Raw genomic sequence first — 23,786 nt, 5'->3', positions numbered from 1 at the left:
CCCCGTAAGGCGGCCTCTTCCGGCACTTCCCTGTGCAACCATCCGATACTTATTTGTACAATTCTGCGGTCATGTGCACGACGTTGCCGTTGCTGGCTTCAATGATTTTGTATTGTTCGTTTTGCTGATGAGCCTGCGCTGCGATTTTCGCTTCTGCACCATCCAGAGTCAGTGAGGTTGCGGTCACAGTTTGTGCAAAGCTGGCAGCAGACATCAATGAAAGAGCGGCAACAGCGGCGATTGACATAGCTTTAATAGTTTTCATGGTCATATTCCTTGATTTGTTTGATGAGAAGGCTGTGTGCCTTCGATGGAAACAATAATAACCACGTAAACTATATCGATCTTAACTATTAGTGCGAAAACTATGATCTCACTAATAGTTAACTGAGCTAGGTCAACCCCAGCGATCTCATCACCTGAAGGACTTCCCGTTGATGCTCACTGGATAAAGCACGCAGCGGGCGCGGCAAGTTATTTTCCTCCGCCAGCCCAAGCAGTGCCGCTGCGGCCGCTATCACGCGAATACTGCCGCCATGTTGACGGAACAGCGTCCAAAGCGGCTCCAGTCGCTGGGATTGCTCAACGACAGCAGCGAAATCGCCCGCCTGAGCGGCTCGTGTCAGCGCTAATGCAGTGTTGGGAAATAAGCCGCCACAGACGGAATACCAGACATCGCATCCCGCCATTAAACCGTTGCCGGCAGAAGCATCACCACTGACACCAATACTTATCTCTGCGGGGAGTTGCGCACGTAATGCGCTCACCCGCTGGGCGGCGGAATCCATGTCGGCAGGCACACCCGGTATTTTGATGGAAGCGATATTGGGAAGCGCGGCTATCCGTGCGTAAAGATCATTTGAAAACTCGGTGTGTGTCGTGCCTGGATTATCATAAACGCAGATGGGCAGTGAAACATTCCGCGCGACCTCGGCATAGAAGCCAAATACTTCGTCTTCAGTGAGCTTTTGGTAGGAAACCGCAGGTAATAACAAAGCGCTTACGCCTGCATGCTGCGCATCTTCCGCCAGTCGCAACACCTCATCCGTGCTGGTTGCGCCAATGCTAACCATCACCGGAATGCCATCCGCATGCTGTACGGCCAACGTCGCCACGCGCTTGCGCTGCTCGCGGGTGAAATAGGCGTAGCTACCGGTTGAACCCAGCACGCCCAGTGAATCGACTTTTGCCGTTGTTAGACGCGCGAGAAGCGAGAGAAAGGATTTTTCATCGATGCCAGTCGCATTGACCGGGGTCAGCGGGAAGGCACTAAGACCTGAAAACATAGCCAGCTCCTGTTAGATAACGTAAAAACGCATCTTAACAACAGCTGACTATTTGTCATAGGACAAAGCCGTTAGCGTTTGTTCTTTCTTCTAAAACCTAGCCAGAATAGCCCCAGCACCACGATGAGCCCGAGAGCGACCATGCCGATGCGCGACACCAGCATCAGCGGCGAAGCATCACCACCAGCACGTAGCGATTTCACCCGCTCCTCGCTGATCTGTACTTTGCTGTGCCCGATATCTTGCATCACATAGTTAGTCAGCGTAGCGATTTGGTGGTCGTTGAGTTGATCGGCAAAGCCAATCATCCCTTGCCCCTTTTCAGGCCAAACACCTTGCAGGACTGCCATCGCCACATTGTCTGCATTGGGCTTATTCAACACCGGATGATTTTGCAGTGCCGGCAGTCCATTGAGCCCCTCGCCTGTCAGGTTATGGCAAGATGCACAGTTATTGCGATAAATCTGTGCGCCTTCGCTTAACACCGCCTGCGGCGTATCGTCACCTCTTACCGGCGTCCAGCGATTGGCCTGCGCAGGTTCAGCAGTGGCGCTATCCTGAGGTAACAAATAAGTCGCAATAGCCTGGCGGTCTTCTGGCGTCATACGCGAGAAGCTCTTATCGATCGCTTCCAGCATCGGACCGCCCGCGGTTGCGCCGTTGCTGGCGTGGCCAGTGGCAAGATACTGCGCCAACATTTCACGTGTCCAATGCGGTTTGCCCTGCAAGGTTGCCGCCGTGATATCAGGTGCAAACCAGGTACCGAGTGACGCGCCCTGCAAGTTTTTGTCCTGCTGTTCCGCCATCAGGAAATTACGTGGTGTATGGCACGTGCTGCAGTGGGTTAACCCCTGAACCAAATAGGCACCGCGATTCCACTCTTGTGACTGCTTCTCATCTGGCTGGAAGGTCTTGCTGTCCATAAACAACAGATTCCAGGCTGCCATGCTGAAACGCAGATTGAAGGGGAACGGCAATGCCGTTTTCTCTGGCTGAATATCTACCGGCTGCACACCCTGCATAAAGTAGGCATACAATGCAGCGACATCTTCATCGGTGAGCTTCGCGTAAGCGGTATACGGCATCGCCGGATAAAGCTGGCTGCCATCACCGCGAACCCCTTTACGCAACGCATCGGCAAACTGCTGCTCGCTGTATTGGCCAATCCCCGCCGTTTTAGAGGGGGTGATATTGGTACTGAAGATCGTGCCCAGCGGGCTGGCAATCGCGTGGCCGCCACTGAAAGGCGCTTTACCCTCTTCGGTGTGACACGCGCCGCAGTCACCGGCAATCGCCAGATACTCTCCGCGCTTAATCAGTTGCTCATCCGCTGCATGCGCTTGTGAAACAGCCAACGCCAACGTGCCTGCTGCAAGCAGGGCTTTCCAGTGCTTAGCCATGTTGCGTCTCCTGCAGGATTTTGTCGGCGGTACGAAGAGCCAGCGCCATTGCCGTGAGCGTGACGTTACAGGTGCCCACTGTTGGCATCACACCGGTGCCAACCATAAACAGGTTCTGATGATCATGTGCGCGCCCCCATGCGTCAGTCACACTGGTCGCCGGGTCGAGGCCCATAGAGAGCGTGCCGGTGATGTGCTGACGATTAGAGAACTTGCCGGTTTTGCTGTGCTTGATGTTGGTTGCGCCGAGCTTGGCCGCAATCGCGTCATAGCATTCACGCGTTTTTTCGGTGCCTTTCGTGACGTAATCGCTCACGTCCCAATACAACGAAGGTGTTGGCAAGCCCAGCTCATCTTTGTTGCTGCTTAAAGTCACACGGTTGTTCGGATCGGGTAACTGTTCCAGCGCATTCTTGATGCTGAGTCGTCGGGCAGCACGGAAGCGAATCTCTTCTTCCAACTTCTTGCCGAATAAACCTTCAGCCAGCACTTCTTTCGTAACAGCAGCGACTTGAGACGCGTTAGAAATATCGATGCGGAACGGGGCATGTTCACTACGGAATTCGCCGTCACGGAATTGACCGATTGAGCACGGGCTAACAGGACCACGGCCTGGCCAGATCTCTTCATCGACATCAAAGGTGACGCCAATCGCGGGGTGATCGCACAGGTTACGACCCACATTGTCATGCGCATTCGCAATGCCGTTAGGGAACTTGTCACTGACCGACATTAACAGCAATTTCGGTGTTTCAATGGCGTTAGCGGCCAGCACAAAGGTTTCTGCCGTCACGCGGTGGCTGACTTTGTTCCAGTCATAATAATTCGCCGCCACGATATTGCCTTTAGCATCGTGCTCGAGTAGATACACCACCGCTTCAGTAATCACTTTCACGCCACTGTTCTCTGCCTGCTGTGCCGCAATACCGCCATGGTATTGCGCATCAATCGGGCAAAGCGGCATACAGTTGTTATTGCCGCAGCATGCCGGACGCCCGTCATAGCTATGGCTATTACGACCGGTGCTGTCATCCAGAACGGTAAAGTCTGGCGCAAGGCGGGCCGTCACACGCTGTTGCAGCCAGGAGGCTGGTACGCGTTCCATCGGATAGGGTTTGCTGCGCGGTGAGCCATTGTCGGGTGAGCCGCCTACCCCCGCAATCACTTCAGCCTGATAGTAGTAATCTTCCAGGTCCTCATAACCTATCGGCCAATCTTTACCTACACCATACTGGCTGTGCTGACGGAAGTCGTTGGGAACAAAACGCCACAATTGTGCCGCCCAGTGCCAGCTGGTGCCACCAAACATACGGATATATTGCGCAGCAAAGGGATGTGGCCCCGCCTGATGCAGATAATCATTGGGCTCCGGCGTATAGCGCGGATGAGGTGCCTTTGGCGAGAAGGGATACGGTGACATAAAGTCAGATTTAAACGCCGACGCGCGGAAACGCTCAACGAGTTGATCGCGTCCAACTTTCGGACCCGATTCCAGTAACAGCACCGATTTACCGGCTTTTGCCAGACGTGTCGCCAGCAGCGAGCCATTGACGCCCGCGCCAATCACGACCACATCAGCGGAATTATTATTTTTCATAACCGACATTACTCTCTGAATCAGGGCTGTTGTGCCCAGCTACCACACTCGCCGTAAGAAAAGCCCGGCGGCACTAATTTGTCATCCACCAGCAGATTGGCGAGTGTATTCACGTAAGTGACGTAAAGTGCGTTATTGCCTTTGCCGACCACACCGTTATACCAACCCCCGAGGATCGCCTTTGCCAGCTTTTCGCTGTCTGCATCAGCGGCAAATGTCAGATGATCCTGTTGCAACAGCTCTGGCTGATTCTGTAACAGCGTTTTCAACTGCGTGAGCGCCTGAAGAAAACCTTTTTGCGTTTGGGTATGAGCGAGCAACAGCGCACGCCCCACCGTGGCATTGAGGTTTTCTTGTTGCGTCAGCAACTGTGAGACCTGCATGAAATCGTCCAGCCCAGTCACATTAATCAGTGATTGCGCGGCATTCAGTCGCGGCAACGGTAAAAGCTGGCCTGCGGCGCTGGCAATCGTCACCAGGCCGACCATCTTCAACACGCGGCGGCGTGAGTAGTGCGTCATAATGTCTTCCAGTAAAAGCGTCGCCCGCGAGCTCGTGGGCGACAGAGTCGAAATTAAAGCTATTTTTTATTTCTGCGGCGCAGCAACCACCACGCCAGCAGCACAACAAACACAACAGCACCGAGGCCAACACCAACCTGCGCCAGCATCACCAGCGGCGATGAAGGGCCGCCACGGCGGATCTCAGCCACTTGCTCAGGTGAAACTGTCACTTCCACGTTACCGTAATGGTGCAATATCCAGTTCGATAGTGTGGCAACCTGTTGGTCATCAAGGTGATTAAGCGCATTCGGCTGGGATCCGAAGGGTGGCATAAAGACATCACCTTTTGCGGTAGGACGCTGCACACCGTAGAGAATGGTGGCGATAAGGTTCGAAGGATTGCGCTCCGCTGTAGCACTATTATGGAATAGGCTTGGATAATAGGCGTCTTTTGTTCCTTCACCGCTGCTGCCATGACAAGACGCGCAGTTTCCAGAGAACAAACGCGCACCCTCATCGCTGGTGGGTGCGGTAAACGCATCTCCACGGAACGCCACTAAATTTTGTGCGGCCTTGCCCTGTTCGAAACGTGATGCACCGCTAGCAGGTGCGTTTTTATCTGTCACGCTACTCATATATTCGGCTATCGCCGCTAAATCTGCGTCGGATAAATGCTGGAAGCTATGGGTAATCGCTTCAGCCATGCTACCTGCGGCCTGGGCTTTATCCGCAAGACGCCCCGTTTTTAAGTAGGTCATCAGATCCTGATGCGACCACTGACCAATACCGCTCACTGCGTTAGCGGTAATGTTTGGAGCAAACCAGGGTCCCACCTGCGCACCGGTAAAGGCCTCTCCCTCTTTCTCTTGCATCAGGAAACCACGCGGCGTGTGGCAGGTACTGCAGTGTGCTGCACCATCAACCAGATAACGACCGCGATTCCAGCTCGCCGACTGAGAGGCATCCGGCGTGTAGCCCGGTGCTTTTAAGAACAGCGCGTTCCAAAACATCATTGAGAAGCGCAGATTAAGCGGGAATGGCAGATGCGTCTCTGCGGTGGTCTTATCCACCGGCTGAACACCAGACATGAAGTAGGCGTAGAGCGCGTGGATATCATCATCCGTCAAGGTGGCGTAGGCGGTATAAGGCATCGCCGGGTAGAGATTGGCGCCATCAGCACGCACACCTTTGCGTACTGCATCAGCAAATTGCTGCTCGCTGTACTGGCCAATGCCCGCAATTTCAGACGGCGTGATGTTAGTGGCGATGATTTCACCGACCGGTGATTCGATCACTTTCCCACCCGCAAAAGGCTGTCCATGTTCTGCGGTATGACAGGCGGTACAATCTGAGGCTACCGCCAAATATTCGCCTTTTTTGACCAAGGCTTCATCAGCGGCATGAGCGGCCCACTTGCCAGGGCGAGAAGCAGCGCGATCTGTTTTAGCTTTAACATGATTACGCCTCCTGTGCCTGTTTGACGATGGCATCAGCGGCTTTAAAGGCGAGCGCCACCATCGTCAAGGTGCTGTTACCGCAGGCGGTACTGGCCATCGCCCCGCCGCCCGGCAGGAACAGATTGCGGTGATCGTGAGCGCGACACTCGTTATCCACTACCGAATTAGCCGGGTCGTTACCCATGATGGTGCCACCCATGATGTGCTTGCTCTGGTTGTATTGTTTCGAGAACTTCTTATCGATCGCGCCCATCGCTTCGGCAATCTTGTCAGCGATTGGTTTGGAGTAGTTCTGGTACGAACGACGAACATAGTCGCCCACATCGTAGTGAATGGCCGGTTTCGGCAGACCGAGCCAATCCTTTTTATCACTCAACGTCAGGCGGTTATTGGCATCAGGCAGGATCTCATGCGCCAGCACGATATCGGCGGTACAGGCAGTCATGCGGCGGATCTCTTCATCCAGTGCTTTACCCACCAGCCCTTTCTCCAGTGCGCCAAAGGTGACGAAACGGTTGCGCGCAAAGTTGTTGAAGCGGAAGTAAGCACCAGCATGCTCAGAACGGAAATCGCCTTGCGAGGTTTCCATAATGCCGCTGTTCACCACCGGTCCTACGCCCGCCCAATAAGGTTCATCCAGCGTCACGGTCATGGTGATTTGTGGATGATCCATCATATTGCGGCCGACTTGATCGGAGCTATTGGCAATACCGTTCGGGTTGCGTGAATCAGCAGACATTAATAGCAGCTTGGGTGTTTCCAGCCCGTTACACGCAATGATGAACAGCTTGCCGCTGACACGATGGGTTTGCTTGTGCTGATCGTAGTAATGCACCGCTTCGATTTTATTGCCGGCATTGGTTTCAATACGCCACACCACGGCGTTATCAAGAATGGTGGCACCTTTGGCTTCGAGGCGGGAAAGTGCAGTCGCACCATCATACTTCGCACCAACCGGACAAACCGGCACACAGTTGTTATTGGCGCAGCATGCTGGGCGGTCGTCATAGGACATGCCGCTGTTACGGGCCTGCGCGGTAGGGATGTTGTGCAACCCCAGCTTCTCGCGCACCACTTCGGTAAAGCGTGCTTCACCCGGTCCAAACGGCAGCGCGGGCATCGGATAAGGTTTCGAACGCAGCGGAGGCCATTGCAGTGCCGGATCGTCCGGTCCACAAATGCCGAGTTTATATTCAGCACGGGCGTAATAAGGTTCCAGCGTCTCATAATCAAACGCCCAGTCACGGCCAACGCCGTAGCGAGAATGCAATTGCATATCCGCAGGCGTTAAGCGCCAACATGTGCCCGCCCAGTGCCAGGTTGATCCACCCGCATAGCGCACATAGCTTTGTGCATAAGAGTCTTCGCCGCTTAATTGCAGATACCCTTTGCCCGCCCCTGCCGGTTCCGGATGCGGAGCCCAATCGCGTGACGGGTAGCACTCAATCGGATTACCTTTGGCCGCCAGGGGTAGATTGCGATAATTTTCAACAATTTCGGCACGCGAAACGCGCGGGCCGGCTTCCAGCATCAATACCGGAATGCCGGCATCAAGCAGTTGCTCAGCGATCACCACACCGACCACGCCGGTGCCAACGATCACCACGGGTGACTGAGAAGGAGCTGCCATATTTAATCTTCTTTTATTGGTCAGAATTGCGGTACGGGGAGAACCGGTGTGTTGGTGCGCTGCCAGTTATTTGGCCCACTGATGCCGTAAGACGGAATCGTGATGGTGTCCATCGTGGTGTGCCAGGTCAGCGCCTGTTCATAAGCGAACGCTTTTGCCGAACGTTTCGGTTCGAGGCAGCCGGTGTACCAGCCAAAGATGATCTTGTGCGCCAGTTGCTGCAAAGCACCTTCCGGAATCGCCGGGAAGAAGTCTTCAACGATCTGCGCCTTATTGGCTTTGGCAATCGCCAGCAGATGATTGAGATTTGTCATTAGATCCGGCTGATCGGGTTCCAACAGCGCCAACATACGCTGCCCGACCGCATCATCCAGTTTGTGATTGACCAGAAGACGAGATATCTGCATGAAAGGAATGAAATTTTTCGACGAGTCTGCAAACGCTAAACGCGGAAGCGCCGAGGTGATCAGGCCGCCTGCCACGATCACAGCGCCGGACAGTAATACTCTCCGACGTGACAACTGGACCTCGCCAGGCGGCAGGTCTTGCAACTTACTCATGGTGTATCCCTGGTTAGTGACACGGCTCAAAACCCATCGCAAAGCGAAGGTAAGAAATCTAATTATTTGAATGACGTAACAGCACCGCGAGTTAACAATCACATAACGCAATGTTAATCAGATGCGTTATAACGACACGGATTTTTAATATAATAAATGGTTCTTAAACAAAAGCCATACGTAGTGATGTTTTAAAATCAAAAATGAGTGAAGTTGGGCATTTAAAGCTAATGCATAATCACTTTGAGTGATGTAAGTCGCATTACAGATGGGGGATGCGAGATGGGAGCGGTGAGGATTTATCATGACCATTAAAAAAGCCGCCATCCCAAAGAGATAGCGGCATGCAAAACAGCAGAATCTTACTTACTCAACGTTGCATTCAGCGCATCAATGGAAGTCTGCAAACCCGCTTCTACGCTCATGGTCAGATCTTCCATCTCCAGCGACACGTCGCCGTTGTAACCGGTCATGCGCAACACAGAGAAGAACTCTTTCCACCACTTCAGATCCTGACCGCAACCGACAGCCACGTAGTTCCAGGTACGGGTTTTCGTATTAGTCACCGGTTGATACTCCATCAAGCCGTCAACGTCGGCCAACCCCCGCTCAATGCGCGCGTCCTTGCCATGGACGTGGAACACCGCCCCTTCCAGCTTACGTGCAGCAGCAATCGGGTCCGCGCCCATCGCAATCAGGTGCGAAGGATCGAGGTTCATGCCGATCATGTCATCCACCTCGTGACGCAGGCGCAACAATGTCGAAGGGTTGTACACCAATTGGCATGGGAACTCTTCAATCGCGATTTGTTCTACGCCATGCTGTTTGGCGTGCTGGACAAATTTCTTCCACCATGGAATCGCCACCTCATTCCACTGATAATCAATCACACCCGGCATATAATCTGGCCATGAGATGGTAGAGGTAATCCAGTTTGGCACGCGATCTTCTGGCCCCCCACCTGGCAGGCCACTCATCATCACGATCTTTTTCACGCCCAACTTGCCTGCCAGCTCAACCGCGCGATAGCTGCTTTTCGTGTGTGTCTCACCCAATTCACCCGGCGCCAACGGGTTCCCCGAGCAGTTTAGCGCCACAATCCGCATGTCACGTTCAGCCAGCTCTTGCTTGAACTTCTCCAGTTTCTCTGGCGATGCCAGCAGTTCCTCTGTTTTCACGTGCGGGCAGGGTGACCATCCACCCGCCGTCATTTCTACGCCCTCAATACCGTAGCTTTTAACTTTATCCAGCATCGCCGCGAAAGGTAAATCCGCCAGAACGTCAGTACATAATGCAAGCTTCATGGTTTAATCCTTCATCTGGTGCGTAAATCACGCTTTCTCAAATTGTTCGATAAATTCTTGTTTGGTTTTTGCATTGGCTAATAACGTCGTTTTCACTTCATCGCCGAGCAAATTGGCAATATCAGCCAACAGTGGAATATGTTCATTTTCGGTTGCCGCTACAGCAACGACGACAAACACCACTTTTCCAGCCCCCCAACTCACACCATTTGGAAATTGGAAAACCTGATATCCGGTTTTAATCACCTGGTCGAGGTTCTCTTTCGCACAATGAGGGAAAGCAATACCCGCTCCAATATAGGTAGAAACGCTTTTTTCACGCGCTAACATGCCATTGATAAAACCCGATTTTACATAACCGGATTGCTCTAACGCCTTTGCCGCAATCTCAATGGCTTGGGTTTTATTCGCTGCCCGACATTGCAAATGCAGCGCATCTTCCGTCAGTTTCAACATCGTCATTCCTCACTTTTCGCGAGAAGTTAGGTTATTAGCGATAAAGCGCGGGCTGCTCTGGAATCACCACGCCATGTTTTTCGCCATCTTTCAGCGATGCCAGACCGGCATCACAGACCAGCGCGACGACGTAGCCATCCCAGGAGGAAGGGCCGCTCATTTCGCGACCATCACGCACGCTGTCAACAAAATGCTGAACTTCGCGATCGTAAGCCGTTGCAAAACGTTCCATGCAAGATTGCGCAATGTGCTGTGCATTGCCGTTCAGTGAACGGGTGCTGATGAACTGTTGCTCCGTCAAGGCGGCAATAGCATTTTCGCCGATCACCTCGCAGCGGATGTCGTAACCGTAGTGGCAGTTCACAAACAGTTCATCGTCAATACGAACACCGGATTCGGTTTCGAAGATCACAATCAGCGGATCCTGCAAGTGCGGCAATGCGCGGCTGGTTTTCTTACGCGGCTTGTCTACACGCACAGACGTGATGTTTTCGTTCAACAAATAGCGAATGATGTCGATTTCGTGAGTGGCGGAGTCGTTCACCGCCATCTCGAGCGTGTAGCTCTCTGGCACAGACGGATTGCGGTGAGCGCAGTGAATCAACATGATGTCGCCCAACGCTCCCCCCTCAATTGACTGCTTCAGCGCCTGATAACCCGGGTCAAAACGACGCATAAAGCCCAATTGCAAAAGGCGCTTACCCGCTTTGACCTCTGCATCAATAATTTCTTTCGATTCATCAGCCGTGGGTGTCAGCGGTTTTTCGCAGAATACGGGCTTGCCCGCGTTAAAGGCCGCCAAAATTTGTGCTTTGTGTACCGGACCAATAGAGCAGATAAATACTGCATCGACCAATTCGGAATTGATCATCTCTTCTGCATCATAAAACGCGGTGGCACCAAATTCGTTGGCCACGGCATCGGCTGTAGTGTGGTTAATATCGCAAACAGCAGTGACTTGCGCGCCGGAAATAACATGGTGGAAGCGTTTCAGATGGTCCCGGCCGATCATGCCCAGACCAATTAAGCCGATTTTGACTGTCATTTATTAATCCTCAGGTTAAAAACGAAATTTCTTTTCAATCTGTTCTAACGTCTGGCCACGCGTTTCTGGTAAATATTTCACCAGCAGAATAAGCATGATGACGTTGGTCGCACCAAAGAAACCGAAGGTCATGCCGCCACCGTAATGGCTAAGCAAATAAGGGAAGATGGATTGGATCATAAAGTCGAAGATCCACAGGCCAAATACCGCAAAGCCCATGCCGACACCACGCATTCTTAATGGATAGATTTCCGCTAACATCAGCCAGAATACCGGCGCAATCCAACCCTGCATAAACACCAGGAATACCAACATCAAGCCAAGAATGACATAGGGTGCGTTGGCGAAATTGGCATGCAGCGTATCCACTCCGTTGACGGTTTCAGTGTGGAAGAAGAATTTAAATGCCAGGCCAATCAATACCAGGCTAACGGTGACTCCAGCCTGACCGGTGAAGAACATTTTTCGGCGCGAATGCTTGCCAATCAACGCCATGCCCAGCAGTGTCGCCAATACGGAGATAATGCCGTTTGCCACCGCGCCGGTAACCGCTGCCGCATCACCGAGCCCTGTCGCTTTCAGGACGGTTGGCGCGTAATACATGATGGTGTTGACCCCAGTCACTCGAGTGGCCAGCACAATCATTAAACCAATCAGAACCAGTTGAATCACCCAGCGATTTTTTAGCTCGGCGAACAGATTAAACTTCACCTGATCAGCCTTAACGATCTGCTGAATCTCTTTCACTTCGCGATCTACTTCCTCCGGAAGGCGCAATGTTTTCAGCACCTTCACGGCTTTATCCGTTTCGCCACGGCGAATAAAGAAGCGTGGCGATTCAGGCATCATTAACATCCCGAACCACAATAGCGCGCCCGGCAGTGCTGGAATAGCCAGCATAATGCGCCAGTTGTGCTGCATTTCTGGATACAGGTTTACAATCGCAGCGTTAACGGAATACGCCAGGAATTGCCCGGTCACGATCATTAATTCGTTCACCGTCACCAATCGTTCACGCTGATCTGCCCGCGCTAATTCGGAAATATAAATAGGTACAGTAACGGAGGCACAGCCCACCGCTAAGCCCAGAATAAAGCGGGCCACAATCATTGAGGGCACATCCCAGGCAAATGCAGTGCCTAAAGCGCCAAACATAAAGATAGCTGCAACCCATAGCAGGTTTTTACGCCGCCCCTGTTTATCCGATAAATATCCGCCAAATAACGATCCCAGTGCCGCACCGAATAGCAGGAATGAGGTAATAAAACCTTCCTGCGCAGGTGTCAGATTCAGGTCATACTTCATGAAGATCAGCGCACCGGAAATAACACCGGTATCGTAACCAAAGCATAAACCACCAATCGTCGAAACAATGGTGATTAACCGCATGCGCTGAGGATTTTGCAGGTTCGTTTTATTATACATAGCTGTTCCATCTGGTTGTAAGGTAAAACCGTTGCAAGCCGTATTTTTTGGTCAGTCGTCGCTGAGGAATTTTACGCAGCCTGAATCAGAACATTTATTTAATGCACAACATCATTATTGTTATTTTCTGGCAACGCTGAACGCGCTGTCAGTCCCCTTCTCGTTACGACAACGTTATATCAAAGTGAATTTCAAACACCAGTTGCTCTCGCCTACACGATTTAACAGCGTGCGAAAGATCATATATTTCTCACGAAAAGCACAAAAAGCAGTGATTAAAGTCACACTGCAAACATTGTGCGTTGACATAGCAAGAATGAAGACAGATTAAAAAGCCATTCTTTCACATATTTGTTAAAATATTTTTTAGCGACTATGGCACGCATTCAATGGCACTTATCGACTGTGGTTTCGGCAATTATGTATTTCCACCTGTTCGAGCACCGCAATTTTGATGATATTTTAATTTTAGTCGCCAACTTATCCCTATTGATTGCAAGTTCATGCCCCTCAACACAACATCATACTTTCCTGGTATTTAATGCGTGGGTATATTTTGATCAAAATAAAAGTGTGACGGCGATCAAACTTAAATTTTAGCCAAGGTTTAAAAAACAAAAATCAACACTTGGCACTCTCCTAAAATCATCAACTCCTTACCTTTCAATGGATTAAATATCAGTAAAAAGCAAAATTGATGATTACGAGGCTGAAAACTAATGCAAGAATAGCGCTATACCAACAGGAGCTACCATGATTACCTTTTGCATAAATGAACATCCCTCCGCCCGCGGTTTCGACAACAGTTTGCGTCCGCGCCTGGCGTTTATGTGCAAAGCAGAAGGTAAGGAAGAGGCCATTCCTCGCGTCATGCACAAGCATGATGACCGCTTTGAAGTGATGTTCATACGCTCAGGCAGTGGCAGCTATAACATTGATGGCCGTGGCTATAGCGTCAAGCAAGGCGATATCATGTTGTTTAACGCGAACGTTCTCCATGACGAAAGCCCTGATGCGTCAGACGATTTATTGATCTTCAGCTGTGGCGTCGAACAACTTAAGATTGATGGCTTGCCTCTCAATGTTCTCACCACGCGCGCCCAACCTGCCGTGATGCCCAGCAGTGAGTTTTATGATGAAATTTGCCAGTTGTTTGATCAGATGTGGGCGCACGTTAACAGTAAACGTCTCTACAGTGCCGAAATCGGCGATAACTTACTGAGTGTGTTGTTATTGCTGTGCCGCAATATCTGGATTGAAAACAAACAAGAGCAGGAGAGTAATAACACCTTACTGGGACAACGCATCAAAGATTACATTGATAATCACTATAAAGAAGATATCGCACTGAGTTCGATCACCGCAGCCTTGAATATGAATCAATTTTACCTGGCGCACGTATTTAAAGATTATTCAGGTTATTCACCCAAACAATATCAGACGCGCCGCCGAATTGGCGAGGCGCAAAATTTGCTATTGAGCACCAATCTGGGTGTCACTGAGGTGGCTAACGCCGTGGGTTACGATAACGTCAATAACTTCCATCGCATCTTTCATAATCTTGTCGGCATTCCACCTGCACGCTATAAAAAATTCTGGCTGACCGGGCAAATTAACCGTTAATTTTTCGTTCTTCCAAAAGCAAAATGCCCTCTTTCGAGGGCATCTTTTCATAGCGCAATCTTATTTCAGTGCAATACGCGCAATACCATCGGTACCTTTAGTTGAAGAGTCTTTATTGAACTCAGCCTTCAAGGTTACATACAGGGTATTGTTATCCGGTCCAATCAGCAGGCTGTTGGGATTCTGTTCGAATGACCAACTGTTCTTCACTGCGTAAGTGGTGGCATCCAACTGCAGTACTTTCTTCGATTCGCGCTGGCTGATGAAGATCTCATTGCGCTTCGCATCGAATTTAATGCCCAGAGAATCACCTTCGATACGCTTGATCACTTTTCCGGTGCGCTCGTCAAAGACCAACGTGGCTTTGCCTTTAGAATCGTCAGTCACAAACAGGCGGCCAGTGGAGGGATCTTCTGCCATGTTCAGGAACAGATACTCTTTACCATCACCGGCTGTCCAGCGCTTCTCGATTTTGTGGGTGCGCGGATTAATCACCAGGATCTCGCCAGAGCCGTTGGCCGCATAAATACGTTCAGTAACCGGAGAGTAAATAATGCCCGTTACCCATTTGCCCGCATTTTTAATCTCGGTTTTCAGCTTGAAGGTCTTAGTATCGACCACGGAGATATAACCTGGATCGGCCACTCGACCGACATACAACTCATTGCCATGCCACAGCACTTCACGCGCGCCCGCTGGGTAGCCTTCTTTGCTGATTTTGCCCGGGAACACTAAACGCTGCAGCACTTTACCGCTTTGCGCGTCCACTTTGGAGATGGCGCCATCCAGTGAGTTAGTGGTGTAGAACACGCTGCCCTGCTCATCGATGGCTGTACCAAAGTTTTTCAGATCGGTGTGAGTCTCACCCTTGGTCTCAAGCGTCGCAGGATCGAGACGATAGATCATACCGCCGTTTACATCTTTGAATGCCTGTGCGCTGGCAACAAACAGTGCTTTCGATGCTGGAGAGTAGGCCATTTCGTACAGACCATCGCCCAGGTCGCGTTTCAACACTGCGGTATCAACCGGTTTTACAGTTTCAGCGGCTGGCGCCTCGGCTTTTTTGGCAGGTGCCTGGCAAGCCGTCAGGCTAAATGCTGCGGCGATCGCCATAGCAACAGTGGCTTTACGCGGGCTAAACAACGATTTCATGCTGAACTCCATCAATGGATGAACGGCTCCGACCACATCGTAGCGGGCGGAAAATATAAGAAGAATGAGAATCATACGCATTAACGAAAAGTAATCAAATATTCGCGTAGATTTATGTGCTTAATCCATCCACGTAATGAAATGACCGTTCAGCCAAATCTGGCGATGCGTAGGGCTAAAACGCGTAAAATCTCGCCTGATAAATGTGAAAACGTCCGCAACTAACGGGTTATAAATCCGCCTGGTGAACTGAATTTCCTCGAATTTACATATTATTACACTTCAGATTGAATCCTTGCGAGATTCTATAAAGCAAATGATTATCATTGGCGTTCGTAATTAGATAGTGCATTCGTTTGTTCTGCCCTTTTGGGTAGCACGACGCAACCACCAGCATAACAACCGAAGCGTAATGGCTTCTTATCACCATCATTTACCACGGAAACGATTATGTCTTCGATCGGCAGGGAATCAGGTATCCGCAAAACGTTCAGCGTTTCATTGTTGGCTATGGCAGTACACGCCCTTCTCAACCCCTCATTGGCGCTGGCTGCCGATACCACTCAGCAGGATCTGGTGGTCAATGCGACCACCAGTGACAGTAGTGATGACACTGAGAAGCAGGACTATGCGGTCAAGACCACGCGAGCGGGCACCAAGCTACTACTCACGCCGCGTGATGTGCCGCAATCGGTCAGTGTGGTGACGCAGCAGCGTATGCAGGATCAGCAGTTGCAAACTGTCACTGATGTGCTGAATAACACCACCGGTATCACCAGTAATTTGGTGGACTCTGAACGTTCTGAATACTATTCACGCGGGTTTAAAATCACCAATTTCACTTATGATGGAATACCCACTTCAGTGGGCGACAGTTGGAACTACGGTGATGCTGCATCTGATACCGCTATCTATGACCGTATTGAAGTGGTTCGCGGTGCAACCGGCTTAATGACCGGCGCTGGCAGCCCTTCTGCTTCAGTGAACATGGTGCGAAAACATGCCGACAGCAAAGATTTCACGGGCTCAGTCAGCGCGAGCTATGGCAGTTGGGATAAGCAGCGTTATGTTGCAGACATCGCAGGACCACTCAACAGTGATGGTTCCTTGCGCGGACGCGTCGTAACGGGTTATCAGGATCAAGACAGCTGGCTAGACCGCTACCATAAAAACAAGAAATTCCTCTACGGCGTAGTCGATGCGGATTTAACCGACAACACGACCCTTTCTCTCGGCTATGACTATGAAAAAGCAGATACCCGCGACCCAACCTGGGGTGGTTTACCGATTTTCTACAGCAACGGTTCACTCACGCATTACAACCGCAGCCTGAATTCTGCCGCAGACTGGACCTATTATCACACCGAAGTGCAAAAGATATACGCCGACCTTGTGCATAACTTCGATAATGGCTGGAGTGTCCATGTGAATGGTACCCATGCGAAGAATACCTTCAGTGACAAGCTGATGAGTTTGTACAGTGCATTCCCTGATGAGACCACTGGAGAAGGTGTGACCGGCTGGGGAAGTCTCGATCGCGGTAAACGTGAACAAACATCGGTTGATGCCTTCGCCAGTGGACCCTTTGAGCTGTTAGGCCGCCAGCACCAATTGATGGCAGGTCTGAGCTACAGCCGCCAACACAACCAGACCTATAGTCAGGATGGCGTTACCGACCTCGATGAGTATGACATTACCTCAGCGGCTATGGGTCCTTTCAATAACAACTGGACCGGCAACATTGCCGAGCCGGAGTGGCAAGGTTGGTATCTGAACGCTAACGACGTCATCCGCCAAAAATCTGCCTATACGGCCGCACGCTTCTCACTCGCCGATCCCCTGTCGTTGATCATTGGTGCGCGTTATACCGAGTGGAGCACGAACGGCAGTAGCGGCAACGTGACCAAAAACAACACCACGCCATATGCAGGCCTGGTGTATGACATTAACGATACCTGGTCAGCGTATGCGAGTTATACCTCGATTTTCCAGCCACAAACTTACCGCGATAGCACAGGCCACTATCTCTCCCCGGTGACCGGGAAAAGCTACGAAACCGGTTTGAAATCGGCCTGGTATGACGGGCGTTTGACCGCCACTTTCGCCGTGTTCCGTATTCAGCAGGAAAACGTTGGGACAGAAGAGAACGGCGTTTACGTTAATAACAGCAGTGAACAAGCTTACACCGCCACCAAAGGCGCGCGCAGTAAGGGGGCAGAGTTTGAACTGAACGGTGCAGTCACCGACAACCTGCAATTAACCTTCGGTGCAACACGCTATGTGGCGCGCGATTCGGAAGGCCGCTATAGCTCAGACCAACCGCAAACCCAGTTTAAGCTGTTCACCCGTTATCAGGTTCCAATGCTGCCCGATCTGACTATCGGCGGAGGTATTAACTGGCAGAACCGCGTATTTGAAGATGTGAGCGCGCCAGATGGCAGCACCCAGCGCGTGTATCAGGGAAGCTATCCACTGGCAAACCTGTTTGCCCGTTATCAGGTCACCAAACAGGTTGCGGTGCAAGCTAACGTCGATAACTTATTCGACCGTGAGTACTACACCTACATGAACAACTATGTTTACGGTGAGCCGCGCAACTTCTCGGTTAGCGTGTCATATCAATTCTGATAAAAAAATCCCCGGCGCCAGGCCGGGGATTCTTTTTGCATCACGCTTTATTTTTATAATTAAAGCTGATCTGCGAATTCTGTTCACGTGGCAGACGTCGCGCCTCCAGATATACCGATTTCCAATACGGATTATTCAGTGAAGAGCGCATCACGCCCTGGCTAACCGAAGCGTGGAGGAATTGATGGTCGGTGTCATAAAAGCCAACGTGTAATTCGTGTTTGATACGAAAGAACACTAAATCACCGGGTTGCAGGTGCGCCTTATCAACCGGCTGACCCATGGCAATTAATTCGCGCGTTGTGACACGATCCATTGGAATATTGAAACGATCTTTTAACGTTCGCCAGACAAAACCGGAGCAATCCACACCGTTTAATTGCGTGCCGCCCCACTGATATTTGGTGCCTTCCCATGAGTGCATCTGGTCGTGTAATGCCGCAATCACGGGAATCAAATCGGGTTGCTTACCACCATCGGTTGAAGCATCGACACTCTCTTCCGCAGGTGCATGAGAAGTTTTGGAAGAGCAACCTGCCAGGGTAATAACACACAGACAGGCGATAAATTTTCTGGCCGCAGAGTTGATCATGGGATGACGTTTTCGCTGAGGGAGACAGTGGTTAGAGATTTATACCGCAAAAAAGTTGCAAAAATAAATAGCTCGCCACTGAATTCTTTTAATCCTCTTCTTTTTTACTTAAGTTTACGCAAAGGTAACATCATGTATTTGGGATAAAAATTATATATTCCTTCGCCAATTTTCGCTTCGGAGGTTATTAATTCGCCCAACTCTGCTGCTATTTCATCCCACCATCAGCATCTGTCTGCCGATGGTGGCAAGCGGGCATCATTTTATTGTTTGGCTTTACTGCGTAACGGCGACTCTGGCAGGAATAATGACAGAATAAAGGCCAGCGCCATCACCACCGCCGCCATCTGGAATGCCGCATGTACCGCTGCGCTAAATACCTGCAAATACGCTTGTTGCACATCATACGGCAAATGGTGCACTGCGTTCGGGTCCAGCGTGGCGGGCAATAAATCGCCCTTTTCTACCAATTCAGTCAAACCCGATTTCAAGACGTGGCTAAACATCGCGCCAAACAGCGCCACCCCGATTGAACCGCCAACCGAACGGAACAACGTGACAGAGGATGTGGCGACGCCAATACGGTCCGGCGTTACACTGTTCTGAACGGCCAGGACTAACACCTGCATTACCATGCCCATGCCCATTCCGAGCACGCAGGCGTAGAGATAAATTTGCCACAGCGAGGATTGCAGCGTCAGCGTCGTCATGAGTGCCATCCCAACCGTCGCCAGCAAGGTTCCGCCAATCGGGAAAAGACGATACCGACCCGTACGACTGATAATGCGTCCGCTGATAATCGATGTCACCAGCAGTCCGCCCATCAGCGGTAACAACTGCAGTCCGGCTTCGGTCGGGGTTGAGCCCTTCACCACCTGCAAATAGAGCGGCAGGAAAGTAACGCTGCCAAACAGCGACATCCCAACAATAAAAGCCATTAAACTGGAGAGCGAAAAACTCCGATTACGGAACAGCCCAAGCGGAATAATCGGTTCCCATGCACGACGTTCTTCGTAGATAAAGCCAATCACCCCGACCAGACCAAATGCCAGGATGCACCACAACTGCGGATCGCTCCATGCCCGCAGCGTACCGCCTTCACTAGTAAACAGGGTGATACCCACTAGCGCAAGACTCAGGCAAACAGCACCGGGATAATCAATCTCATGCGGTTTACGTTTGTTATCAGCTTTAAACACCGCATTAATAATCAGCAGCGCAAATAACCCTAACGGTAAATTGATATAGAAAATCCAGCGCCACGAGGCGTGCTGGACGATAAAGCCCCCCAGTAATGGCCCCACCACGGTCGCCAGACCGAATACCCCGCCAAAGAGTCCCTGGTATTTACCGCGTTCTGCTGGCGGAATGATATCCGCGACGGCCGCCATACTGACCACCATCAGTCCGCCACCGCCGAGACCTTGCAGCGCGCGGGTAAAGATCAGTTGCTCCATATTTTGCGCCAGGCCACACAGTGCCGAGCCGATGAGAAACAAGATGACCGAGATTTGTAGCACTGTTTTACGGCCAAACAGATCGCCGAACTTGCCGTAAAGCGGGACAACAATCGTCGAGGCCAACATGTAGGCCGTGACGATCCACGACAGCCGATCTAGCCCGCCCAATTCACCCACAATGGTTGGCAGTGCCGTCGAGACGATGGTCTGGTCAAGGGCGGAAAGCAGCATGACCAGCATCAATGCGCCCATTAGCAAGCGGACAGAAGGAAGACGCTCTTCTCCACTGCCTGAGTGCGGCACAAGTGTTTTAGGTTTCATATCAGACACCAATTGAAATTAATTAAATACACAATTAATATTGATCGAAGTCTGACATGAAACAAGTGAGCGCGTAAAGATGACCGCACAAAAAGTCCCAGCTGATGATAAGACAACCGCTGCCAAACCCCGCCGTCCTGGACGTCCTCGGGGCGGTGCCATCACGGCACAACAGCGCGAGCACCTGTTGGACATTACACTGGCGATTTATGCCGAAAGCGGCATCGCTGAAACCTCGCTGAATGCGATTGCACGTAAAGCTGGCGTGAGTCCGGCGATGCTCAACTACTATTTTCAGTCGCGCGAATCGTTGTTAGATGTGGTGGTTGAGGAGCGCTTTTTACCGCTACGTCAGCGTCTTGAAGCTCACTTCAACAATGAAGAAAGTGACCCTGTCACTACATTTAGTGGATTTATTCGTGAAATCGCTGACATCGTACTGAACAACGATTGGTTTGCCCCACTGTGGATGCAAGAAGTCACCAGCGGTTCTCACGGCTTAGGTCAGCACATTAAAGAACGATATGGTCATGCGGGACGCGACAAAGTCAGGGCTTTGATTGTGCGCTGGCAACAGCAGGGGTTATTAAATGAGGCGTTAAATCCCGATTTGTTGATGACCTCCATCCTGAGCCTGATCCTCGTGCCGTTCACGCGCTTCGCCAATGAGCCGGAGTTTGATACAGAGCGCATTGTGCAGCATACACTGAGCTTGTTCTGTCAGGGTATCCGTCCGCTCAGCTAACCTGATTTTTTCTTCGCATCTACACTGTTGAAAGGATGTTCAGCGAGCAGGAAAAAATGATGATTCTTGATGCCGATACCGATTTACAACTTGAGCGTACCTTGCAAGTGCCCGCCGATGTGATTTGGCGCTGCTGGACCACACCAGAACATCTCAAGCACTTTTTCGTGCCGAAGCCTCATAAGGTCATCAGTTGCGATATCGATTTGCACCCTGGCGGTCGATTTAATACGGTATTTGAAGTGGATGGCAGTGAAATGCGCAACGAAGGGGTGTTTCTGGAGCTGATACCGGGTCGTAAACTGGTCTTTACCGATACCTATACAGAAGGATGGAAACCTGCTGAGCATCCTTTCATGACCGCAATATTGCTACTGGAACCGCTCAATCCGCACGCGACGCGTTACGTTGCTATTGCCAGACACCGCAACCCTGAGGCGCGCGCCGAACATGAAAAAATGGGATTTCATAGCGGCTGGGGCAAGGTTGCCGACCAACTTGAAGCTTATGCACTGACGCTTTAACTATGACTTACGAGGTAGCACCAGGCCTGGTTTATCAGTTCTAATACCCTTCACGATTAAAAAATGGCGGCTTTGAAGCCGCCATTTCGCTTTTGGTAGTAATTAACAAACTATCGTTACGGATACAACCCGCGATCCTTCCTTGCCAGCAAGATCCGTTCACAGGCCACAGCGTAAGCCGCTGTTCTCAATGTTACGTTCAGCGCATCCGCTTTATGCCACACCGTTTCAATCGCGTGCTGCATAATGCTGTCCAGCCGTTGATTGATCTCCTCTTCGCTCCAGAAGAAACTGGAGAAATCCTGTACCCATTCGAAGTAACTCACCGTCACGCCGCCCGCATTCGCAATCACATCTGGCACCACAGCAATGCCGCGTTGCTGCAAGATATCATCGGCTTCCGGTAGCGTCGGACCATTTGCACCCTCAATAATCAGGCGGCACTGCAGTTGGTGGGCACGTTCAGCAGTGATCTGCCCTTCCAGCGCAGCAGGCACCAGAATGTCGTAAGGCTGCGTCCAAAAATGTTCATCCGCTATCGTATCAGCCCCCGGGAAGCCCGCGATGCTGCCGTGAGCCTGCTGCCACGTCTGTAACGCCGGGATATCCACTCCGCTGGACAAATACAAGGTGGCTTTGTGATCCTGCACCGCCACCACTTTTGCCCCAATCGCATGGAACAGTTCGGCGCTGACGCTGCCAACGTTACCAAAACCCTGCACCGCCACGCGGCTACCCGATACATCAATGCCCAGCTTAGTCGCAGCGCGGCAACCGGTGACGAAAACCCCGCGCCCGGTGGCTTTGACGCGTCCCAGTGACCCGCCCAGATGCACCGGTTTGCCGGTCACTACGCCGGTGGTGGTGGCGCCAACGTTCATCGACCAGGTATCCATCATCCACGCCATGACCTGCGCGTTGGTGCCGACATCAGGGGCGGGAATATCCTGTTGGGGACCAATCATATTGCCGATCTCGCTGGTATAGCGCCGGGTTAAACGCTCCAGCTCTTTATGGGATAAAGTTGCCGGGTCGACACGCACGCCGCCTTTTGCTCCGCCAAACGGCAAATTCAGTGCGGCGCACTTCACCGTCATCCATGCAGAGAGCGCCATCACTTCCTGCAACGTCACATCAGGATGGAAACGCACACCACCCTTACCCGGCCCACGCGACAAATTGTGCTGCACGCGATAACCCTCAAAATGACGCACTGAGCCGTCATCCATTTCCAGCGGGATATCAACGATTAATGCCCGCTTCGGATGCGTTAACGTATCAGCCCAGCGGCTGAGATCGCCAAGCAGTGGCAACACGCGTTTAACCTGCGTCAAATACGTTGACCAGGCTGAGTGACAGTCGCCTGTCACATAGGAAAGTTCAGACAAACTGACCTCCAGATTTTTACTGTCAGGATAGAAGATGCCGCCAACGGCAGAATGGCGGCGAGAGGATTGGTTTAGTCGTGCAGGCCGAGTTTTTTCTCCAGATAGTGGATGTTGGTGCCACCCTGCTGGAAATGTTCGTCGGACATGATTTTCATCTGCAGCTCGACGTTGGTCTTGATGCCGTCGATGATCAGTTCCGCCAGCGCATTTTTCATGCGCGCGATGGCCACTTCACGGGTGTCACCGTAGGTGATCAGTTTGCCGATCATGGAATCGTAGTACGGCGGCACGCTGTAGCCGGCATAGATGTGCGATTCCCAGCGCACGCCAAAACCGCCTGGCGCGTGGAAACGGGTGATCTTGCCCGGGCTTGGCAGGAAGGTGTTCGGGTCTTCGGCGTTGATACGGCATTCCACCGCATGGCCGCGTACCACCACGTCTTCCTGTTTGATTGACAGCGGCTGACCGGCAGCAATACGCAGCTGCTCTTTGATCAGATCCACGCCGGTGATCATCTCGGTCACCGGATGCTCCACCTGAATACGGGTGTTCATCTCGATGAAGTAGAACTCACCGTTTTCGTACTGGAAGTCGAAGGTACCCGCACCGAGGTAGCCGTTATCGATACAGGCTTTCGCGCAGCGCTCGCCGATAAAGCGACGCAGCTCCGGCGTAATGCCCGGCGCTGGT

Annotated in this window: 20 protein-coding genes and 1 pseudogene; 4 read left to right on the top strand and 17 right to left on the bottom strand. The window is 51.6% G+C overall.

What is annotated here, in order from left to right; genetic code table 11:
* Positions 1 to 49: 49 nt before the first annotated feature.
* From IAE30_RS00105 to IAE30_RS00050, 12 genes are all read right to left on the bottom strand, one after another.
* Positions 50 to 265, bottom strand: a complete 216-nt coding sequence (locus IAE30_RS00105) for a YdgH/BhsA/McbA-like domain containing protein (RefSeq protein ID WP_058960987.1) — start codon at positions 263 to 265, stop codon at positions 50 to 52.
* A gap of 127 nt (positions 266 to 392) precedes the next feature.
* Positions 393 to 1,286: a dihydrodipicolinate synthase family protein gene (locus IAE30_RS00100; RefSeq protein ID WP_200677660.1), complete on the bottom strand. Its 894-nt coding sequence runs from the start codon at positions 1,284 to 1,286 to the stop codon at positions 393 to 395.
* 71 nt (positions 1,287 to 1,357) lie between these two features.
* A complete protein-coding gene (locus IAE30_RS00095) occupies positions 1,358 to 2,686 on the bottom strand; it encodes a cytochrome c (RefSeq protein ID WP_200677659.1) in 1,329 nt (442 codons plus the stop codon).
* Entirely contained in the window at positions 2,679 to 4,283 is a 1,605-nt protein-coding gene (locus IAE30_RS00090; protein ID WP_200677658.1) for a GMC family oxidoreductase, read from the bottom strand. The genes IAE30_RS00095 and IAE30_RS00090 overlap by 8 nt, the downstream gene beginning before the upstream one ends.
* A 20-nt stretch (positions 4,284 to 4,303) precedes the next feature.
* Positions 4,304 to 4,804 carry a sorbitol dehydrogenase family protein gene (locus tag IAE30_RS00085; RefSeq protein ID WP_200677657.1) on the bottom strand — a complete coding sequence of 167 codons (501 nt, stop codon included), beginning with the start codon at positions 4,802 to 4,804 and terminating at the stop codon, positions 4,304 to 4,306.
* Positions 4,805 to 4,863: 59 nt separating this feature from the next.
* The gene (locus IAE30_RS00080; RefSeq protein WP_234472641.1) at positions 4,864 to 6,150 is read right to left on the bottom strand and encodes a cytochrome c; all 1,287 of its coding nucleotides are present in this window, start codon (positions 6,148 to 6,150) and stop codon (positions 4,864 to 4,866) included.
* 94 nt (positions 6,151 to 6,244) lie between these two features.
* Positions 6,245 to 7,873, bottom strand: coding sequence for a GMC family oxidoreductase (locus IAE30_RS00075; protein WP_200677656.1), 1,629 nt, complete (start codon positions 7,871 to 7,873; stop codon positions 6,245 to 6,247).
* Positions 7,874 to 7,893: 20 nt separating this feature from the next.
* The gene (locus IAE30_RS00070) at positions 7,894 to 8,433 is read right to left on the bottom strand and encodes a sorbitol dehydrogenase family protein (protein WP_200677655.1); all 540 of its coding nucleotides are present in this window, start codon (positions 8,431 to 8,433) and stop codon (positions 7,894 to 7,896) included.
* Positions 8,434 to 8,795: 362 nt separating this feature from the next.
* Entirely contained in the window at positions 8,796 to 9,737 is a 942-nt protein-coding gene (locus tag IAE30_RS00065; RefSeq protein ID WP_200677654.1) for a sugar phosphate isomerase/epimerase, read from the bottom strand.
* Between the two features lie 27 nt (positions 9,738 to 9,764).
* Complete coding sequence (locus IAE30_RS00060; protein ID WP_200538378.1) at positions 9,765 to 10,193, bottom strand: PTS sugar transporter subunit IIA; 429 nt, start codon at positions 10,191 to 10,193, stop codon at positions 9,765 to 9,767.
* 34 nt (positions 10,194 to 10,227) lie between these two features.
* On the bottom strand, positions 10,228 to 11,238 hold the full coding sequence (locus tag IAE30_RS00055; RefSeq protein ID WP_200677652.1) for a Gfo/Idh/MocA family protein: 1,011 nt from the start codon (positions 11,236 to 11,238) through the stop codon (positions 10,228 to 10,230).
* Positions 11,239 to 11,253: 15 nt separating this feature from the next.
* Complete coding sequence (locus IAE30_RS00050; protein WP_200677651.1) at positions 11,254 to 12,663, bottom strand: sugar porter family MFS transporter; 1,410 nt, start codon at positions 12,661 to 12,663, stop codon at positions 11,254 to 11,256.
* Between the two features lie 753 nt (positions 12,664 to 13,416).
* Here IAE30_RS00050 and IAE30_RS00045 point away from each other — a divergent pair.
* Positions 13,417 to 14,286, top strand: coding sequence for an AraC family transcriptional regulator (locus IAE30_RS00045; protein ID WP_200538375.1), 870 nt, complete (start codon positions 13,417 to 13,419; stop codon positions 14,284 to 14,286).
* Between the two features lie 60 nt (positions 14,287 to 14,346).
* Here IAE30_RS00045 and IAE30_RS00040 read toward each other — a convergent pair whose 3' ends face one another.
* Positions 14,347 to 15,438, bottom strand: a complete 1,092-nt coding sequence (locus IAE30_RS00040) for a YncE family protein (protein WP_045816581.1) — start codon at positions 15,436 to 15,438, stop codon at positions 14,347 to 14,349.
* Positions 15,439 to 15,888: 450 nt separating this feature from the next.
* Between IAE30_RS00040 and fhuE the strand changes: the two genes are divergently transcribed.
* The gene (gene fhuE, locus IAE30_RS00035) at positions 15,889 to 18,066 is read left to right on the top strand and encodes a ferric-rhodotorulic acid/ferric-coprogen receptor FhuE (protein ID WP_200677650.1); all 2,178 of its coding nucleotides are present in this window, start codon (positions 15,889 to 15,891) and stop codon (positions 18,064 to 18,066) included.
* Between the two features lie 40 nt (positions 18,067 to 18,106).
* Here the strand turns inward: fhuE and IAE30_RS00030 are convergent, their stop codons facing one another.
* The gene (locus IAE30_RS00030; RefSeq protein WP_200677649.1) at positions 18,107 to 18,658 is read right to left on the bottom strand and encodes a C40 family peptidase; all 552 of its coding nucleotides are present in this window, start codon (positions 18,656 to 18,658) and stop codon (positions 18,107 to 18,109) included.
* 263 nt (positions 18,659 to 18,921) lie between these two features.
* Positions 18,922 to 20,439, bottom strand: a complete 1,518-nt coding sequence (locus IAE30_RS00025; protein ID WP_200677648.1) for an MDR family MFS transporter — start codon at positions 20,437 to 20,439, stop codon at positions 18,922 to 18,924.
* Positions 20,440 to 20,518: 79 nt separating this feature from the next.
* Here IAE30_RS00025 and IAE30_RS00020 point away from each other — a divergent pair, with 79 nt between their 5' ends.
* Together IAE30_RS00020 and IAE30_RS00015 are read left to right on the top strand one after the other, a co-directional pair.
* Positions 20,519 to 21,184, top strand: coding sequence for a TetR/AcrR family transcriptional regulator (locus tag IAE30_RS00020; protein WP_200677646.1), 666 nt, complete (start codon positions 20,519 to 20,521; stop codon positions 21,182 to 21,184).
* A gap of 59 nt (positions 21,185 to 21,243) precedes the next feature.
* Positions 21,244 to 21,708: an SRPBCC family protein gene (locus IAE30_RS00015; RefSeq protein WP_200678311.1), complete on the top strand. Its 465-nt coding sequence runs from the start codon at positions 21,244 to 21,246 to the stop codon at positions 21,706 to 21,708.
* A gap of 116 nt (positions 21,709 to 21,824) precedes the next feature.
* Here the strand turns inward: IAE30_RS00015 and IAE30_RS00010 are convergent, their stop codons facing one another.
* Both IAE30_RS00010 and IAE30_RS00005 read right to left on the bottom strand, forming a co-directional pair.
* Complete coding sequence (locus IAE30_RS00010) at positions 21,825 to 23,096, bottom strand: Glu/Leu/Phe/Val dehydrogenase (RefSeq protein ID WP_200677645.1); 1,272 nt, start codon at positions 23,094 to 23,096, stop codon at positions 21,825 to 21,827.
* 71 nt (positions 23,097 to 23,167) lie between these two features.
* Positions 23,168 to 23,786 (bottom strand): annotated as a pseudogene (locus tag IAE30_RS00005) (acetyl-CoA carboxylase biotin carboxylase subunit); the annotation flags it as partial.

The sequence above is a fragment of the Pantoea sp. S61 genome, assembly GCF_016625145.1.
GTDB classification, from domain to species: Bacteria; Pseudomonadota; Gammaproteobacteria; order Enterobacterales; family Enterobacteriaceae; genus Pantoea; species Pantoea rwandensis_B.
The sequence above is the reverse complement of the archived record's forward strand: the minus strand, read 5'-3'. Positions and strand labels throughout refer to the sequence as shown.

Excerpts from the sequence above, each read along its gene's own strand:
- IAE30_RS00105 (WP_058960987.1), bottom strand. The coding sequence starts at position 265 with ATGAAAACTATTAAAGCTATGTCAATCGCCGCTGTTGCCGCTCTTTCA.
- IAE30_RS00100 (WP_200677660.1), bottom strand. The coding sequence starts at position 1,286 with ATGTTTTCAGGTCTTAGTGCCTTCCCGCTGACCCCGGTCAATGCGACT.
- IAE30_RS00095 (WP_200677659.1), bottom strand. The coding sequence starts at position 2,686 with ATGGCTAAGCACTGGAAAGCCCTGCTTGCAGCAGGCACGTTGGCGTTG.
- IAE30_RS00090 (WP_200677658.1), bottom strand. The coding sequence starts at position 4,283 with ATGAAAAATAATAATTCCGCTGATGTGGTCGTGATTGGCGCGGGCGTC.
- IAE30_RS00085 (WP_200677657.1), bottom strand. The coding sequence starts at position 4,804 with ATGACGCACTACTCACGCCGCCGCGTGTTGAAGATGGTCGGCCTGGTG.
- IAE30_RS00075 (WP_200677656.1), bottom strand. The coding sequence starts at position 7,873 with ATGGCAGCTCCTTCTCAGTCACCCGTGGTGATCGTTGGCACCGGCGTG.
- IAE30_RS00070 (WP_200677655.1), bottom strand. The coding sequence starts at position 8,433 with ATGAGTAAGTTGCAAGACCTGCCGCCTGGCGAGGTCCAGTTGTCACGT.
- IAE30_RS00065 (WP_200677654.1), bottom strand. The coding sequence starts at position 9,737 with ATGAAGCTTGCATTATGTACTGACGTTCTGGCGGATTTACCTTTCGCG.
- IAE30_RS00060 (WP_200538378.1), bottom strand. The coding sequence starts at position 10,193 with ATGTTGAAACTGACGGAAGATGCGCTGCATTTGCAATGTCGGGCAGCG.
- IAE30_RS00055 (WP_200677652.1), bottom strand. The coding sequence starts at position 11,238 with ATGACAGTCAAAATCGGCTTAATTGGTCTGGGCATGATCGGCCGGGAC.
- IAE30_RS00050 (WP_200677651.1), bottom strand. The coding sequence starts at position 12,663 with ATGTATAATAAAACGAACCTGCAAAATCCTCAGCGCATGCGGTTAATC.
- IAE30_RS00045 (WP_200538375.1), top strand. The coding sequence starts at position 13,417 with ATGATTACCTTTTGCATAAATGAACATCCCTCCGCCCGCGGTTTCGAC.
- IAE30_RS00040 (WP_045816581.1), bottom strand. The coding sequence starts at position 15,438 with ATGAAATCGTTGTTTAGCCCGCGTAAAGCCACTGTTGCTATGGCGATC.
- fhuE (WP_200677650.1), top strand. The coding sequence starts at position 15,889 with ATGTCTTCGATCGGCAGGGAATCAGGTATCCGCAAAACGTTCAGCGTT.
- IAE30_RS00030 (WP_200677649.1), bottom strand. The coding sequence starts at position 18,658 with ATGATCAACTCTGCGGCCAGAAAATTTATCGCCTGTCTGTGTGTTATT.
- IAE30_RS00025 (WP_200677648.1), bottom strand. The coding sequence starts at position 20,439 with ATGAAACCTAAAACACTTGTGCCGCACTCAGGCAGTGGAGAAGAGCGT.
- IAE30_RS00020 (WP_200677646.1), top strand. The coding sequence starts at position 20,519 with ATGACCGCACAAAAAGTCCCAGCTGATGATAAGACAACCGCTGCCAAA.
- IAE30_RS00015 (WP_200678311.1), top strand. The coding sequence starts at position 21,244 with ATGATTCTTGATGCCGATACCGATTTACAACTTGAGCGTACCTTGCAA.